10 protein-coding genes are annotated in these 14,041 nt (G+C 66.8%); 5 read left to right on the plus strand and 5 right to left on the minus strand.

The features are described from left to right. Window positions 1-29 precede the first annotated feature (29 nt). Window positions 30-671 carry a thiamine phosphate synthase gene (gene thiE, locus ACQRCJ_RS07560; protein WP_168934653.1) on the minus strand — a complete coding sequence of 214 codons (642 nt, stop codon included), beginning with the start codon at window positions 669-671 and terminating at the stop codon, window positions 30-32. A 35-nt stretch (window positions 672-706) separates the two neighbouring features. Next, entirely contained in the window at window positions 707-1,702 is a 996-nt protein-coding gene (locus ACQRCJ_RS07565) for a DUF362 domain-containing protein (RefSeq protein ID WP_239463961.1), read from the minus strand. A gap of 180 nt (window positions 1,703-1,882) precedes the next feature. On the opposite strand from ACQRCJ_RS07565, the gene ACQRCJ_RS07570 reads away from it, so the two are divergent. The 3 genes from ACQRCJ_RS07570 (at window position 1,883) to ACQRCJ_RS07580 (ending at window position 5,704) form a co-directional block, all read left to right on the plus strand. Continuing rightward, window positions 1,883-4,552, plus strand: a complete 2,670-nt coding sequence (locus tag ACQRCJ_RS07570; protein WP_303932009.1) for a mechanosensitive ion channel family protein — start codon at window positions 1,883-1,885, stop codon at window positions 4,550-4,552. Window positions 4,553-4,603: 51 nt separating this feature from the next. Continuing rightward, window positions 4,604-4,948, plus strand: a complete 345-nt coding sequence (locus ACQRCJ_RS07575; protein ID WP_168934656.1) for a cupin domain-containing protein — start codon at window positions 4,604-4,606, stop codon at window positions 4,946-4,948. Window positions 4,949-5,332: 384 nt separating this feature from the next. After that, on the plus strand, window positions 5,333-5,704 hold the full coding sequence (locus ACQRCJ_RS07580; RefSeq protein ID WP_418735092.1) for a WG repeat-containing protein: 372 nt from the start codon (window positions 5,333-5,335) through the stop codon (window positions 5,702-5,704). A 244-nt stretch (window positions 5,705-5,948) separates the two neighbouring features. Here the strand turns inward: ACQRCJ_RS07580 and ACQRCJ_RS07585 are convergent, their stop codons facing one another. From ACQRCJ_RS07585 to ACQRCJ_RS07595, 3 genes are all read right to left on the minus strand, one after another. After that, window positions 5,949-7,763, minus strand: coding sequence for an NFACT RNA binding domain-containing protein (locus tag ACQRCJ_RS07585; RefSeq protein ID WP_303995028.1), 1,815 nt, complete (start codon window positions 7,761-7,763; stop codon window positions 5,949-5,951). Window positions 7,764-7,891: 128 nt separating this feature from the next. Next, window positions 7,892-8,254, minus strand: a complete 363-nt coding sequence (gene dksA, locus ACQRCJ_RS07590; RefSeq protein WP_168934659.1) for an RNA polymerase-binding protein DksA — start codon at window positions 8,252-8,254, stop codon at window positions 7,892-7,894. 109 nt (window positions 8,255-8,363) lie between these two features. Then, on the minus strand, window positions 8,364-9,509 hold the full coding sequence (locus ACQRCJ_RS07595) for a tRNA(5-methylaminomethyl-2-thiouridylate) methyltransferase (protein ID WP_239465019.1): 1,146 nt from the start codon (window positions 9,507-9,509) through the stop codon (window positions 8,364-8,366). Window positions 9,510-10,062: 553 nt separating this feature from the next. Between ACQRCJ_RS07595 and recA the strand changes: the two genes are divergently transcribed. Both recA and alaS read left to right on the plus strand, forming a co-directional pair. Next, a complete protein-coding gene (gene recA / locus ACQRCJ_RS07600) occupies window positions 10,063-11,145 on the plus strand; it encodes a recombinase RecA (protein WP_006008777.1) in 1,083 nt (360 codons plus the stop codon). A gap of 75 nt (window positions 11,146-11,220) precedes the next feature. Next, the gene (gene alaS, locus ACQRCJ_RS07605) at window positions 11,221-13,890 is read left to right on the plus strand and encodes an alanine--tRNA ligase (protein WP_427799583.1); all 2,670 of its coding nucleotides are present in this window, start codon (window positions 11,221-11,223) and stop codon (window positions 13,888-13,890) included. Window positions 13,891-14,041 lie beyond the last annotated feature (151 nt).

Below are 14,041 nucleotides of genomic sequence, written 5' to 3' on the forward strand. Positions count from 1 at the left end.
GGGTCCCCCGCCCCTCAAAAAATCATATCCTACATCCCCCGCTGCATGGCGGCGCGTACGGCCTGCACCTTGGCGGCGATGTCGGGGGCGCCCACCAGTTCGGAGACCAGGGCGCAGCAGCGGGCCCCGTGACGGGCCACATCCGTGATGTTGTGTTCCTTGATGCCGCCGATGGCCACGAAGGGGATGCTGATGTTGGCGGCCACCCAGTCCAGATAATCGAAGCCCACCGGGGCCACCACGTCCTCCTTGGTCTTGGTGGCGAAGATGGGCCCCACGCCGATGTAGTCGGCGCCCACGGCCACGGCGGCCCTGGCCTGTTCCGGGCTGTGGGTGGACAGGCCGATGCACATCTTGGGGCCCACCAGCTGGCGCACCGCAGGCAGGGGGAAGTCCTCCTGTCCGATATGCACGCCGTCGGCTTCGGCCAGGATGGCAAGGTCCACATGGTCGTCCACGATGAAGCAGGCCCCGGCCTCGCGGGTCAGGCGGCGCATCAGACGGCATTCTTCCAGCATCTCACCGGATTTCATGTGCTTTTCACGGTACTGGATGATCTTGACCCCGGCCCCCAGCAGGGCGGAGACCACGGTCTCCAGCGTGCGGCCGCAGGAAAGGCGGGCATCGGTCAGGGCATAGATGTCGGTCTGGCCCGGCAGGATCACAGGCATGGTCAACTCCTCGCTCCCCGGGGGAGCAGCTTTCGTTATTTTCGGCGCGCCAGCCACAGGCGGCGCAGGCAACTCTTGAACAGGCGCCAGGGCCGGAACGAGGTGTGCATCAGCTCGTCCGGCAGGATGAAGCCCGTACAGTCGAAATCTTCGGGCCGGGCCAGCACATAGTCGGGCTGCCAGCCCGCACGGCGGCATCCCGGCGCTTCCCGCCGTTCCAGGGCCGCGCCCAGGGGCGTGCCGGCCAGAGGCAGGCCCAGCACCGCGCACAGGGCCTCGTCCAGGGCCACGGCCGAAGGGCTGGCCCCCAGCAGGCCCAGAGGGAAGGGCTGTCCCTTGCTGGGGCCCGTCACATGCATGGCGGTCAGGCCGTCGGCCACGGCGGCCACCGGCGGCAGACCGGCCCAGAGGGCGGCGATGCAGTCGGCGAAAAAGTCGGGCTCCTGTCCCTGCCGCGTATGGATGAGGGCCTTGCGCAGGCCGCAGACGCAGCCGAACAGGTTCTTGACCGCCAGGGTCAGGCGCATCTGGGAATGGGCCTTGACCCGGGGCAGGGAAAAGATGACGTCGCTTTCCAGCGCCACCCGGGCCACCCCGAAGGAAACGGGCCCGCCCCGGCGCAGGGGCAGCTCCAGCGGACGGGGATCGGCCAGGGACTCCACCCGCAGGCCCAGCGGCCGCAGGGCCTCTTCCACGCCTGTCTGCCGGGCCACGGCCGTGGCCGTACCGAAACCGGGCGAATCCCCCACCCGCACGCGGGCCCCCTGGTCCAGCAGCCAGCGGCAGACGGCGGCCACCACCACGGGGCTGGTGCAGGCCAGGGGCGTGGCCGTCAGCAGATTGGGTTTGACCAGCACATGGGCCGAACGCAGGGAAAAGGACGAGGCCAGACCCGCGCGGTCGAGAAGAAGGGGCAGGGCCTGTGCCACGGCCCCGCTGTCGGCGGGGGAAAAGCGTTGCAGGGCAACAGCGACCTTGAGAGCAGAGGCCGGGACATCCTGACGGAGGAAAGAAGAGAGGCTCTGGGACATGAGCTCACTATGCCGGGCACGGAAGGGCTTGTAAAGCCGGGCCATCCGTCTGCTCCCGGGGGGAGCCGCATGTTTACAGGAAGACCTCTTTTCAATCAGCACATCTTGCGCTATTGCTGGCTTTTCAATGTCATGATGCCCCTGTCCCTTTCCGGCAGGGGCCTTTCCCTGAGGTGGACCATGTATCGCTGCCTGTTCCGTTCCCTGCCCGTTCTCATGCTGCTGACCGTCCTCAGCCTCGTGCCGGCCCTTTCCGGAGACGCCTGCCGGGAGATGACCTCCCTCGTCGGCCCGACTTGTGCCCTGGCCGACGAAGCGCCCCAGAAAAACGACGACAAGGCCGACGCCAAAAAGGACGACAAGGCCCAGGACAAAAAAGCCGCTTCCAGCGCCCCTGCCGAAGCCGATGCGGCTCCCACGGTGGACCCGCTGGAGAACATCTGGGCCGGCCAGAAGGACATGCTGGACGACATCAACAGCAGTACGCGCGGCCTGGTGCGTGACATCAACAAGCAGGCGGAGACCATGTCCAAGCAGGCGCGGCCCATCGTCGAGGAAGCCCGCCGCCTGCTCCTGCTCATCAACACGTTCAAGAACTGGCCCAACCCGCTGGAGGCCCTGGACCGCCGCATCTCCTTCACCGTGCAGCAGATGCAGCAGGTCATCGACCCCGTGCTGCTGGCCCGCAACAGCGTCAACTCCCTGCTGGAGCGCGTCAACCATCTGGCCGAGAGCCTGCCCGAGACCAAGGATCTGCCGTCCAACGCCGAGATCCGCGACTACTCGCGCCAGGTCACCAAGGCCCAGAAAAGCCTGACCGACGTCATCAAGCGCTATGATTCCGTGCTGTCGCCCACCCAGGACATGATGGCCGATCTGAAGAAGGCACAGAAAGACATCGCCACCATGCTGCCCCAGCTGTGGCGGGACTACTATCTGCAAGGCCCGGTGCCCTATCTCAGCCTCGAGACCTGGGAGACCGTGCCCAAACGCCTGCAATATGTCTGGCAGGGCATCCAGCTGCGCCTGCCCGTGGAGATCCCCGTCAGCGCCGACGGCTGGCATACGGCCGGCCTGCGCTTCGCCCTTTGCCTTTTGCTGGTGCTGTTCACCGGCATGGTGCTCTACCGTCGCTGGCGCCATTCCGGGACCCACGGCGAGGTGGGCCGCCACATGTTCCATGTGAGCCTGCCCTGGATCGGCCTGGGCCTGTCCCTGCTGGCTTCGTCGCTGTCCGCCCACGGGGATGTGTTCCGCTGCTTCCTGGCCCTGGGCAACCTGAGCATCATCATCGGCGAAGTTTTCCTGGCCTGGGACCTGCGCCGCTTGCAGCACCCGGACAAGGCCGCCGTCAGCAACCCCCTGTGGCAGCTCATCCCGCTGACGCTCTTTTCCTACATCCTGATCTACCTGCCCCTGCCGCCGGTGGTGACCCTCATCGCCTGGGTGGTGCTCATGCTCCTGCACCGTCTGTGGCGCGCCAAGAGCCACAGCCTGGAGGCCAGCACCCAGCTCGAGTCCACCCTCCTGTCAGGCAGCGCCATCATCTTCTGGGTGACCCTGGTGCTGGCCATCATGGGCCTGCACATTTTCAGCATGGGCCTGTACCTGTTCTACGTTTCCTGCTCGCTGGCCCTGCAGATCAGCGTGGCCAGCATGTCGGCCATCAACCGCTACAATGACCAGCTGCCCGACGAGGGCGGCTCGGCGGCCTTCTCCAGCCTTATGCTGGCCCTGGCCGCGCCGGTCATCCTGCTGCTGGCCATCGGCGGCATGTCCCTGTGGGTCTGCACCCTGCCCGGCGGCCTTTCCCTGTTGCAGGACTTCGTGCTCCAGGGCGTCAACGTGGGCGAGACGCGCTTCAACATGGTGCAGGTGCTGCTCATCATCAGCGTCTTCTTCCTGACCCGCACCGCCGTGCGCATGGGCACGCTCTTCCTTTCGCGCATGCCCAGCCGCGGTCTGCGTATCGACCCCACGCTCATCCAGCCCCTGCAGACGGCCTTCACCTACGCCCTGTGGGCGTTCTTCGGCCTGTTCACCCTGCGCTCGCTGGGCATGGAACTGAGCAACTTGGCCATGGTCGCCGGTGGTCTGTCCGTCGGTATCGGTTTCGGCATGCAGACCATCATCAACAACTTCCTCTCCGGCCTGATCCTCATTTTCAGCCGCACCATGCAGGTGGGCGACGTGGTGGAAGTGGGCACCACCACGGGCCGCGTGCGCAAGATCAGCGTGCGCGCCACCATCGTGGAGACCTACGACAACGCCGTCATCTACGTGCCCAACTCCGAATTCGTGTCCACGCGCCTCATCAACTGGACGCGCAACAGCCGTACGGTGCGCCGTGACGTGGTGGTGGGCGTGGCCTACGGCAGCGACACCACCCTGGTCATGAAGCTGCTGGCCTCCGTGGCCAACGGCCACAGCGACATCCTCAAGTACCCCGCGCCGGTGGTGCTGTTCTCCAACTTCGGCGCCAGCACTCTGGACTTCACCCTGCGCTTCTGGGTGCGGGACTACGATGTCAGCGTCAAGACGGCCTCGGAGCTGCTGTTCGAGATCGACCAGCTGTTCCGCAAGAACAATATCGAGATCGCTTTCCCGCAGATGGACGTGCACATCAAGGACATGCCGCCCCGTGCCCGGAGCCCGCGTGACATGGCCACGCGCCCCACGGCGGCCCTGCCCGACTCTCCCGCCGACCGTCGCGCCCCGCACGGCAGCGCCCGGCCCCAGCGTCCCCTGCGCAACCGCAAGCCCCGTCCCGGCGGCAAGCTGGCGTCGCGGCCCCGGCCTGCGGCCGATGACGACACGCCCACCGACGAGGACCGTCAGCTGACGGCCTGACCCGTGCGCCCATGACGGGCCCGAACCCCGTCCAACCCCCAGGAGGGAACCATGATCCGCCGCAAGGAAGACCACATCCGCTTCGACAAACAGATTGCCGGAGGCCCGGGCCTGGCCCACGCCACCCAGCTCCTCAACGAAGGCGAGTTCTACGACAAGGGGCGCCTGTTCAACATCGTGCGCCTGGGGCCCGGCGACGCCGTGGGCCGTCACCAGCATGTGGGCGACATGGAGGTCTACCACATCCTCAAGGGCCAGTGCCGCTATGACGACAACGGCACCGAGGTCATGCTCCATGCCGGGGACACGGCCGTCTGTCCCGACGGCGAATGGCATGCCGTCTACAACGACGGCCCCGACGACATGGAGATGGTCTGCCTAATCCTGTTCAAGTAGGACAGCGGGAAAGCCCCTGTCCGCTCCCAGACAAAAAAAGCCACCCGCAAGGGTGGCTTTTCCATACCGTTTACCTGAAAGATACCGCCGCTGTCTGCCCGGTGGCCATCCCGGACGCACGCTGTCCCATCGTCATGATGGCGGGGCCGGAGCCCGGGACCATCCCCGTCTGTCAGTGCTCACCGGTACATATCAAGGAGCCCCATGTTTCAATCCACAGTCGCCCCGTCCGCCGACTGACTCCGCAGCCGACGGATAGGGGTCGTGCGGATTGCCCCTCCCTAAAGGGAGAGGTTACGGAAAAGGATTTCATCGGCTCCGCCGTCTTGTCAACCACTCTTTTCCCCCTGAAGGGGGAGGTTTCAAACCACAAAGGAATTTTTGATGAAAAATACAGGCTGTTCCCTGCTGCTGGCCCTGCTCCTGTGCGGCTGTGCCGCGTCACCAGCTGTCGTCCCCTTCCATTATGACAACGGCCCCGACTATGTCCGCGAAGGCCTGTACCGCATCGTGGATGACCGGGGCCGCATGGGTTATGCGGACGAGAGCGGTCGGGTGGTGATAGCGCCCCGTTTCACCTTTGCCCTCCCCTTCGAAGGCGGCAAGGCGAAAGTCACGGACACGGGACAACGCAAGGAGGTCCCGGGCTCCGGCGGCGAGCACTGGTACTGGGAAAGCGATGCCTGGTACTTCATCGACACAATGGGCCGAAAGACGGACGATCCCCAGGCGCGCGACGCCACCCCACTGCCGTAAAGACAGGTACTAGCCCTTTGCCGCCAGCGGGCCCTTTTACCGGCAGGCCCCGTCCCTGCGCGCATCACCGGACCTGCCTGTGCCCGTCGTTCAGTCGGGACTGTGCCCCTGTTCCTGCCGGCAGACGCGGGCCAGATCATGCCGCGCCCGTCCGCGACAGCACGGTAACGGCCGCACGCACGGGCCCGTCAGCCGAAAAGGACAAAGGGCACGCCCATGGGGCGCAAAAGCCGTACGGCGGAGCTCAGTCCCTGCCCGTCCCGTCCGTCTTCCCCGCAGGGCTTTCCGGCAGCAGACGGGTCTCCAGACTGGCATCCACCGGCACCTCGCGGCTGTAGAGGATCTTGTCCATGCGCACGGTGCCTGTGCCCGCGCCGCGCATGCTGCGGATGTGGCGCACCTCGGCGTAGAGGATGCGCGCCCGGGCCGCGTCCTTCTGCCAGCTCTTGCAGGCCGCCAGCGCCCCGGCCTGATCCAGGGTGCGCTCCGGCACTTCCTGTCCGGCATGGGCCCGGCGGATGATGACGTGCGAGCCGGGGCCGCCGTCGGTATGCAGCCAGATGTCGTGGGCCGCGGCCAGCTTGCGGGCCGCGATGTTGCCCTTGGCGTCACGGCCGCGCAGCAGGGCAAAGCCGTCGTCACTGACGAAGAGCTGCACGTTGCGCGGCAGGGCCGCACCGCGCAGGGCCCCCAGCGCCACCGTATTCCTGTCGGGCTTCCCGGCCTCTCCGGCGGCGTGCCCGATACCGCCCAGCAGGGCTTCCTGCCGGGCCGCCTGCACGGTGGCCAGTTCGGCCCGCAGCACCGCACGCCGTTCCGCCAGATGTTCAAGGCCACGCTGGCCGCGCCGGGCCGTATGGAACAGGCGTTCCATATTGTCCCGCACGCTGCGCCGCATATCCAGCTTCACGGTCTTGCGCGGCGTGTCCCCGTCGCCTTCCTCCGGCGGCGGCAGCACCAGCTCCGGTGCGCGGAAATCCGCAGGCCAGCGCCACAGCCAGGCCTGTAACAGCAGGCCGTCCTCACGAGCGGCGCACATGCCCAGCAGGCGCTGCTCTTCTTCGTCCAGTTTGGCCAGCAGCTGTTCCAGCTTGCGCAGACGGCGCGACAGGGGCAGGGCAGCGGCACCGGCGGCGTCGCGTGCGGCCTTTTCCAGCACCAGCTTCTGCCCGGCCTTCTCCACCAGGCCGAGGATGTCTTCCCCCTGTTCCTCATGCCAGCCCTGGGCCAGGGCATCCGGCAGGGGCCAGGCCGCGATGCGGCAGGAGGGCCGCTCGCTCCCGGCCTTCTCCTCCGCCTCTCCATCCGGCGGCGTATAGTAGAACACGTCCCCGCCGCCCAGGCGCAGGTCTTCCAGCAGGGCCTGCCGGTCCAGCTCGTCATACAGGGGCAGGGCACGGCGCAGGGCCGGGGTCAGTACCGGCCAGTCCCGCCAGTGCGCCAGGGCCTCTTCCAGCTCTCCGGGCTCCGGCCAGCGCAGGGACTCTTCCTGCGGGCTGCGGCTCACGGGCAAGAAGCGCACCGAGGCCCCTTCGCGCAAGTCCAGCAGCAGCCAGGTGGCCAGGGGCTCCCGCTCCGCGGCCTCGCCGCTCTCCGGCGTCATGTCCGCCATGTCCGGCTGCGCCCCGCTCTCAGGGGAAAGGCCGTCCTCCTCGCCTTCCGCCGGGCTCCAGAGCACCATCTGGCGGCGCAGGGCCTCTTCGGCCGCGGCCTCCCCGCCCACCAGCAGCCAGAGCCGGCGGCGGCTGAAGCAGCAGACCGTGGCCAGGATACGGTGCCCGGCCAGATATTTGCGCAGGCGCATGACCGGGGCCGAGGGGGCCCGTCCGGCGGCCAGACGGCTGCGGGAAAGGAAGAGGAAGGGTTCCTTGCGTGCGGCGCGCAGGCACAGCTGGCACTTGCGGCTGCCACCTGTCTGGCCGTAGCTCTGGCCGCGCGCGGCCAGGTTGATGTTGAAAGCCAGCAGGCCAGGGGCCGGTTCCTGCACCTTTTCCAGCCAGCCGCCGATGATGCGCGGGGCGAGCTCCTCGCAAAAACGGGAAAAAAGATGGGCGTCCATAGATATTGCCGGGGATGTCCTTACCGGCGCGAAGCCGGAGCAAAAAACAGAAAAACGGGCCGGAGCCCGTTTTTTTGTGAAAAGGTCAAAGGATGCCGCGCTCCGGCGGCACAGGTCAAGGATGCGCGCTAGTCGCCGCGCAGATGTTCGTCCTCTTCCTGCTTGGCCTTGCAGTTGATGCACAGACGGGTGACAGGACGGGCCTTGAGACGGGGGATGGCGATCTCTTCGCCGCATTCGTCGCAAATACCGTAGGTGCCGTCGTCGATGCGCTGCAACGCGGACTGGATCTTACGGATCAGGCGGCGTTCGCGGTCACGGATGCGCAGGGTGAAGGCGCGGTCGGATTCAGCGGTAGCCCGGTCAGCAGGGTCGGCAAAGACTTCGTTGCTGTCCGTGAGCTCTTCGATGGTGGAGTCGCCCTTCTGCTTGGCTTCCTCCAGCATGCTGGTGAGGAGCTTGCGGAAATACTCTATATCCTTCTGGTCCATATAAGCCTCCCAAAACTGGCCCTGTAGGCACGATTTTGGCATTGTTGCCCCATAATGAGGAATCGCTCCTCATTACCCGGAAAACGTCATCTTGTAAAGCGGTACGCGCCTATTCCCCCGCCTCCTCCTGCGGCGGGATGCCGTGCAGGCGTGCTTTCTGCTCGGCACGCAGTTCTTCGCGGGCCGGCACCCAGGCCGGTTCCTGCCAGATGCCCTCACGCGAGGGCAGCACCTCGCCCTGCCAGCCGCCGCCCAGCCAGCTGGCCCGCACGCCCACGGGGGCCCCCAGGCGCACGGCCTTGCCGGAGTAGGAGGCCATCAGGGCCGCCGCCGCACGCAGCACCTCTTCCGGCCATGTACGGCCCCCGCAGGCCACGGCCAGCGGACCGGGGATGTCGGCCAGATGGATCTTGGCATCGTCCTTGCCCAGTACCGTGTGCAGGGCCTGGTTGTCGGCACTGGTGCGGCCGATGGCCAGCCAGTAGTCCCGGCCGTCCTGCTGCGCCCAGAACTGCCGCCCCAGATTGGAGAGTTTGAAGGCCCGCGTATCAGGCTCGGGCCAGCGGGAGAGCACGGGCCAGTAGCGGCGGGCGTTCTCCTTGTCCGCCAGACGGCAACCGCCGCCGGGCGTGGGGATCTCGGGCAGCTGGTACTTTTTGGCCAGTTCCAGCTGGTCCTTGCGGCCGCGCCCGCTGATGCCCAGCAGACGGGAACGGTCCACGAAGCCCTCCTCCTCGGCGGGTGTGGGCGCCAGATGCAGGGCGCTCAGAGGACGCAGCAGGATGTCCTGCACCCCGGCATCGCGGCGGATGGCGTTGAGCACGTCCCGGCGCTGCGACATGGGACGCTGCCCCATGACCTCGCCCGTGGCCAGCAGGCGCGCGCCGATGCTCTCCATGTAAAGGCGGGCATGGCGCAGGAGCAGGATCTTGCAGTCCACGCAGGGGTTCATGACCTTGCCGAAGCCGTGGGCCGGGCGGGCACGCAGCATGGCGCAAAAATCGTCGCTCACGTCCAGGGTGCGGATGTCCAGCCCGTAGAGGTTGCTCCAGCGCTCCACGGCGCCGGGATCACCGAAGAAGGGGGAATGGCAGTGCAGGCAGCAGACCCGCAGGCCCTGTTCCTCCAGGACCTTGGCCGCCAGGATGCTGTCCAGGCCGCCGGAAAAAAGCACGACCACATCCACCGGCCGCTGGTCAGCATTGACCATGCCGGGCGCGGCGGGGGTCTGGAAATCGGAGGGAGTGTTCATCATGGCCCGCCTTCTACGCGAAAGCGGGGGCAGGAGGCAAGAGCCCGGCCCGGATTTTCACAGCTTTTGGATAGGTTTTTTTCGTCCTGCCGCCTCTGCGGGCCCCGTGCAGGGATGGGGAAGCTCTTGAGGAGCCGCATCCCCTGCCGCGGCACCCCTTTCCCGGCGAATGGGCCTGCCGTTTGACGGCGCAGACCGAAGGCGCCGTCCGTCCGCTCCGGCGCGCCTGCACGGCATCGGGGACCTGGAGCGGGATACGGTGCAGGGAGCCGGAGCAGCGCGCCCCTGTCCTGCCGCCGCACAGCCGGCCCTTCTCCCCTTGACAATTATTGAGATTTATTCCTGAATAACGCAGTTTTTGTGCGCGCCCGCACAGCCGTCCCCCTGCCCGGGGCGTATCCTGTGATGCCCGGCATGCGCAGGGGCCCGTGCCGTGACGAAGACGGCATCCCCGCAGCCCGCAAGGGCCCGTCCCGGGAGGCCTGCCGCCTTCCTTGCCTTGCCGTGCGCGCTTTGCTATACTGCGTTGCTTAAATTTCCTACAGGGAGCGTCTCTATGGCCAAAAAACCGGCCCTTTCTCCTGAAGAAGCCCGCGCCGAAGCCCTGGGCACCGCACTTGCCACCATCGAACGCAAGTACGGCAAAGGCGCGGTCATGAAGCTTTCCGACGAAGCCCATGTCAATATCCCCGTCATCCCCACGGGTTCCATCGGTCTCGACCTAGCCCTGGGCGTGGGCGGTATCCCGCGCGGCCGTATCACGGAGATCTTCGGCCCCGAATCTTCGGGCAAGACCACCCTTACCCTGCACATCATCGCCGAATGCCAGAAAATGGGCGGCACCTGTGCCTTCGTGGACGCCGAACACGCCCTGGACGTGAACTACGCCCGGCGCCTGGGCGTCAACACCGACGAGCTGCTCATCTCCCAGCCCGACTACGGTGAGCAGGCCCTGGACATCGCCGACATGCTGGTGCGTTCCGGCGCCGTGGACCTGGTGGTGGTGGACTCCGTGGCCGCCCTCATCCCGCAGGCCGAACTGGAAGGCGACATGGGCGAGAGCCAGGTGGGCGGTCATGCTCGCCTCATGTCCCACGCCATGCGCCGCCTTACCGGCACCATCCACAAGTCGCGCACGTCCGTGATCTTCATCAACCAGATCCGCATGAAGATCGGCGTCACCGGCTACGGCAGCCCCGAGACCACCACCGGCGGTAACGCCCTCAAGTTCTACTCCTCGGTGCGCATGGACATCCGCCGCATCCAGACCCTCAAGGACAAGGAAGAGTCCTTCGGTTCCCGCACCCGCGTGAAGGTGGTCAAGAACAAGGTGGCCCCGCCGTTCCGCAGCGCCACCTTCGACATCCTCTACGGTCAGGGCATCTCCCGCTCGGGCGAGCTCATCGACCTGGGCCTGGAAGCCAAGATCATCGAGCAGAGCGGCTCGTGGTTCGCTTTCGGCTCCGAAAAGCTGGGCCAGGGCCGCGAAAAGGTCCGTGCCCTGCTGGACGAGGACCCGGAACTGCGCCGCCAGATCGAAGCCAAGGTCACGGAGTTCCTGGGCATGCATCCGCAGGAGTTCATCCCCAGCGAAGAGGATCTGGACGACGGCAGCGCCGCCATGTCCGATCTGGACTAGTTTTTTGTGTGCAACGCGGCCCTGCGGGGCCGCCCGTTTTTTTATCGCCCTTCCGGGCAGCAACATGGAGCCCCTATGCTCACCGCCAAAGAGATTCGTCGCCGTTATCTGGAATTCTTCGCCCGCAACGGGCATGACATCCTGCCCTCCGGGCCCCTGATCCCGCCCAACGACCCCACCCTGCTCTTCACCAACGCGGGCATGGTGCAGTTCAAGAAGTTCTTCCTGGGCGAAGAAGTGCGCGACGTGCCGCGCGTGACCACCTCGCAGAAGTGCCTGCGCGTGTCCGGCAAGCACAACGACCTCGAAAACGTGGGTCGCACCGCGCGCCACCACACCTTCTTCGAGATGCTGGGCAACTTCTCCTTTGGCGATTACTTCAAGCGCGAGGCCATCACCTGGGCCTGGAAGTTCGTGACCGAAGAACTGGAACTGCCCAAGGAGCGCCTGTGGGTGACCGTCTTCCGCGAGGACGACGAAGCCGCCGCCATCTGGCAGGAAGTGGCCGGTCTGCCCGCCGAGCGCATCGTGCGCATGGGCGAGAAGGACAACTTCTGGACCATGGGCGATACCGGCCCCTGCGGCCCCTGTTCCGAGATCTACATCGACCAGGGCGAAGACATGGCCTGCGGCCCGGATTGCGGCATCGGCAAGTGCGACTGCGACCGCTTCCTGGAGATCTGGAACCTGGTCTTCACCCAGTTTGACCAGCACGCCGACGGCACCCGTGACCGTCTGGCCCGTCCCAACATCGATACCGGCATGGGCCTGGAACGCATCGCCGCCGTCTGCCAGGGCAAGCGCTCCAACTTCGACTGCGACCTGTTCCAGGACATCATCCAGTACGCCGCCGAGCTGGCCGGCGTGAAGTACAGCTTCAGCGCGCCCGACACCAATGACGTGGACACGGCCCTGCGCGTCATCTCCGACCACGCCCGCGCCGCCGCCTTCCTCATCGCCGACGGCACCCTGCCCTCCAACGAGAGCCGCGGCTACGTGCTGCGCCGCCTCATCCGCCGCGCCCTGCGCTTCGCCACGCTCATGGGCGTACACGAGCCCTTCCTGTACAAGGTGGCCCGCAAGGTCACCGAGATCATGGGCGAGGACTACCCCGAACTGACCGAACACGCTGATTTCATCGCCCGCGCCGTGTATGAGGAAGAACAGCGCTTCTCCCTCACCCTGGGCAAGGGCCTGGCCCTGCTGGAAGACCAGCTGGCCGAACTGGAAAAGGCCGGCGACAAGGTCATCCCCGGCGAGTTCTGCTTCAAGCTGTCCGACACCTACGGCTTCCCGCTGGACATCATCACCGACGTGTCCGAAAAGCGCGGCTTCAGCGTGGACGTGGCCGGCTTCGAGGCCCACATGGCCGAACAGCGCCGCCGCGCCCGCGAGAGCCAGAAAAAGTCCGGCCTGCTGGGCCAGGACGGCAGCGGCTCCTCGCTGTTCCAGCAGCTGGCCGACGACGGCCTGCAGAGCGTCTTCACCGGCTACAGCGGCCTGAACGGCCAGGGCCGCATCGTGGCCCTGCTGGACGAGAGCGGCCTGAGCGTGGAAGAACTGCCCGCCGGGCAGAAGGGCTATGTGGTCACCAACCAGACCCCCTTCTACGGCGAGTCCGGCGGCCAGGCCGGTGATACCGGCCGCATGGAAGGCCCCGACGGCGCCGCCCGCGTGCTGGATACCCAGAAGCCCGCGCCCACCCTTATCGTCCACAACATCGAAGTGGAACAGGGCCTGCTGCGCATCGACCAGGAAGTGGCCCTGAGCGTGGAAGAAGACGCCCGCATGGCCACGGCCCGCAACCACAGCTGCACCCACCTGCTGCACGCCGCCCTGCGCTCCGTGCTGGGCACCCACGTGAAGCAGGCCGGTTCGCTGGTCAACAGCCAGCGCCTGCGCTTCGACTTCTCCCACATCGCGGCCCTGACCCCCGAGGAGCTGGCCGCCGTGGAACGTCAGGTCAACCGCGCCATCATGGCCGACTACCCTGTCTGCACCAAGGAAATGAAGCATGACGAGGCCGTGGCCAGCGGCGCCATGGCCCTGTTCAACGAAAAATACGGCGACACCGTGCGCGTGGTCAGCATGGGCGACGACGCCCATACCGAATCCGTGGAACTGTGCGGCGGCACCCACCTGAGCCACACCGGCCAGGCGGGCAGCTTCCTCATCGTGTCCGAGAGCGGCGTGGCCGCCGGCGTGCGCCGCATCGAGGCCGTCACCGGCTGGAACGCCTATGACCTGGCCGTGGCCCAGCGTGCCGAACTGCACGACCTTTCGGCCCTGCTCAAGGCCAAGCCCGGCCAGCTGGCCGAACGCGTGCAGGCCCTGCACAGCGATGTGAAGAAGCTGCGCAAGGCCTCCGAAAAGGCGGCCGCCAGCCCGGCCACCGGCGCCGACCTGGTGCAGAAGGCCACCGAGGTCAACGGCGTGAAGCTGCTCACCGCCAAGCTGGACGGCGTGCCGGTCAAGGCCCTGCGCGACATCATGGACGACGTGCGCTCCCGCATCCCCTCCGGCGTGGCCTGCCTGGCCACGGTGGAAGGCGAGAAGGTGGGCCTGCTGCTCTACGTCTCCAAGGATCTGCACGGCCGCTTCACCGCGCCCGCCCTCATCAAGGACGTGGCCGCGCCCTGCGGCGGCTCCGGCGGCGGTCGTCCCGACCTGGCCCAGGCCGGCGGCACCAAGGCCGACGGCGTGGAAGCCGCGTTCGACGTGCTGCGCGCCAAGATCGCCGGCTAACTTCGTGACTGCCGGGGAGGGGCCGCCGCATCGGCGCCCCTCCCCGTTCCGGCCCCGCAGCCACCGTTTTTCCCTCTGCTTCCGGCAGGCCCCGCGGCCTTCCGGGCAGACAGGCACCATGACGGCGGGATGATCCTGTCCCGTCCCCAGA

Source organism: Desulfovibrio sp. SGI.102, from assembly GCF_050314315.1.
GTDB lineage: Bacteria > Desulfobacterota > Desulfovibrionia > Desulfovibrionales > Desulfovibrionaceae > Desulfovibrio.

Excerpts from the sequence above, each read along its gene's own strand:
- thiE (WP_168934653.1), bottom strand. The coding sequence starts at position 671 with ATGCCTGTGATCCTGCCGGGCCAGACCGACATCTATGCCCTGACCGAT.
- ACQRCJ_RS07565 (WP_239463961.1), bottom strand. The coding sequence starts at position 1,702 with ATGTCCCAGAGCCTCTCTTCTTTCCTCCGTCAGGATGTCCCGGCCTCT.
- ACQRCJ_RS07570 (WP_303932009.1), top strand. The coding sequence starts at position 1,883 with ATGTATCGCTGCCTGTTCCGTTCCCTGCCCGTTCTCATGCTGCTGACC.
- ACQRCJ_RS07575 (WP_168934656.1), top strand. The coding sequence starts at position 4,604 with ATGATCCGCCGCAAGGAAGACCACATCCGCTTCGACAAACAGATTGCC.
- ACQRCJ_RS07580 (WP_418735092.1), top strand. The coding sequence starts at position 5,333 with ATGAAAAATACAGGCTGTTCCCTGCTGCTGGCCCTGCTCCTGTGCGGC.
- ACQRCJ_RS07585 (WP_303995028.1), bottom strand. The coding sequence starts at position 7,763 with ATGGACGCCCATCTTTTTTCCCGTTTTTGCGAGGAGCTCGCCCCGCGC.
- dksA (WP_168934659.1), bottom strand. The coding sequence starts at position 8,254 with ATGGACCAGAAGGATATAGAGTATTTCCGCAAGCTCCTCACCAGCATG.
- ACQRCJ_RS07595 (WP_239465019.1), bottom strand. The coding sequence starts at position 9,509 with ATGATGAACACTCCCTCCGATTTCCAGACCCCCGCCGCGCCCGGCATG.
- recA (WP_006008777.1), top strand. The coding sequence starts at position 10,063 with ATGGCCAAAAAACCGGCCCTTTCTCCTGAAGAAGCCCGCGCCGAAGCC.
- alaS (WP_427799583.1), top strand. The coding sequence starts at position 11,221 with ATGCTCACCGCCAAAGAGATTCGTCGCCGTTATCTGGAATTCTTCGCC.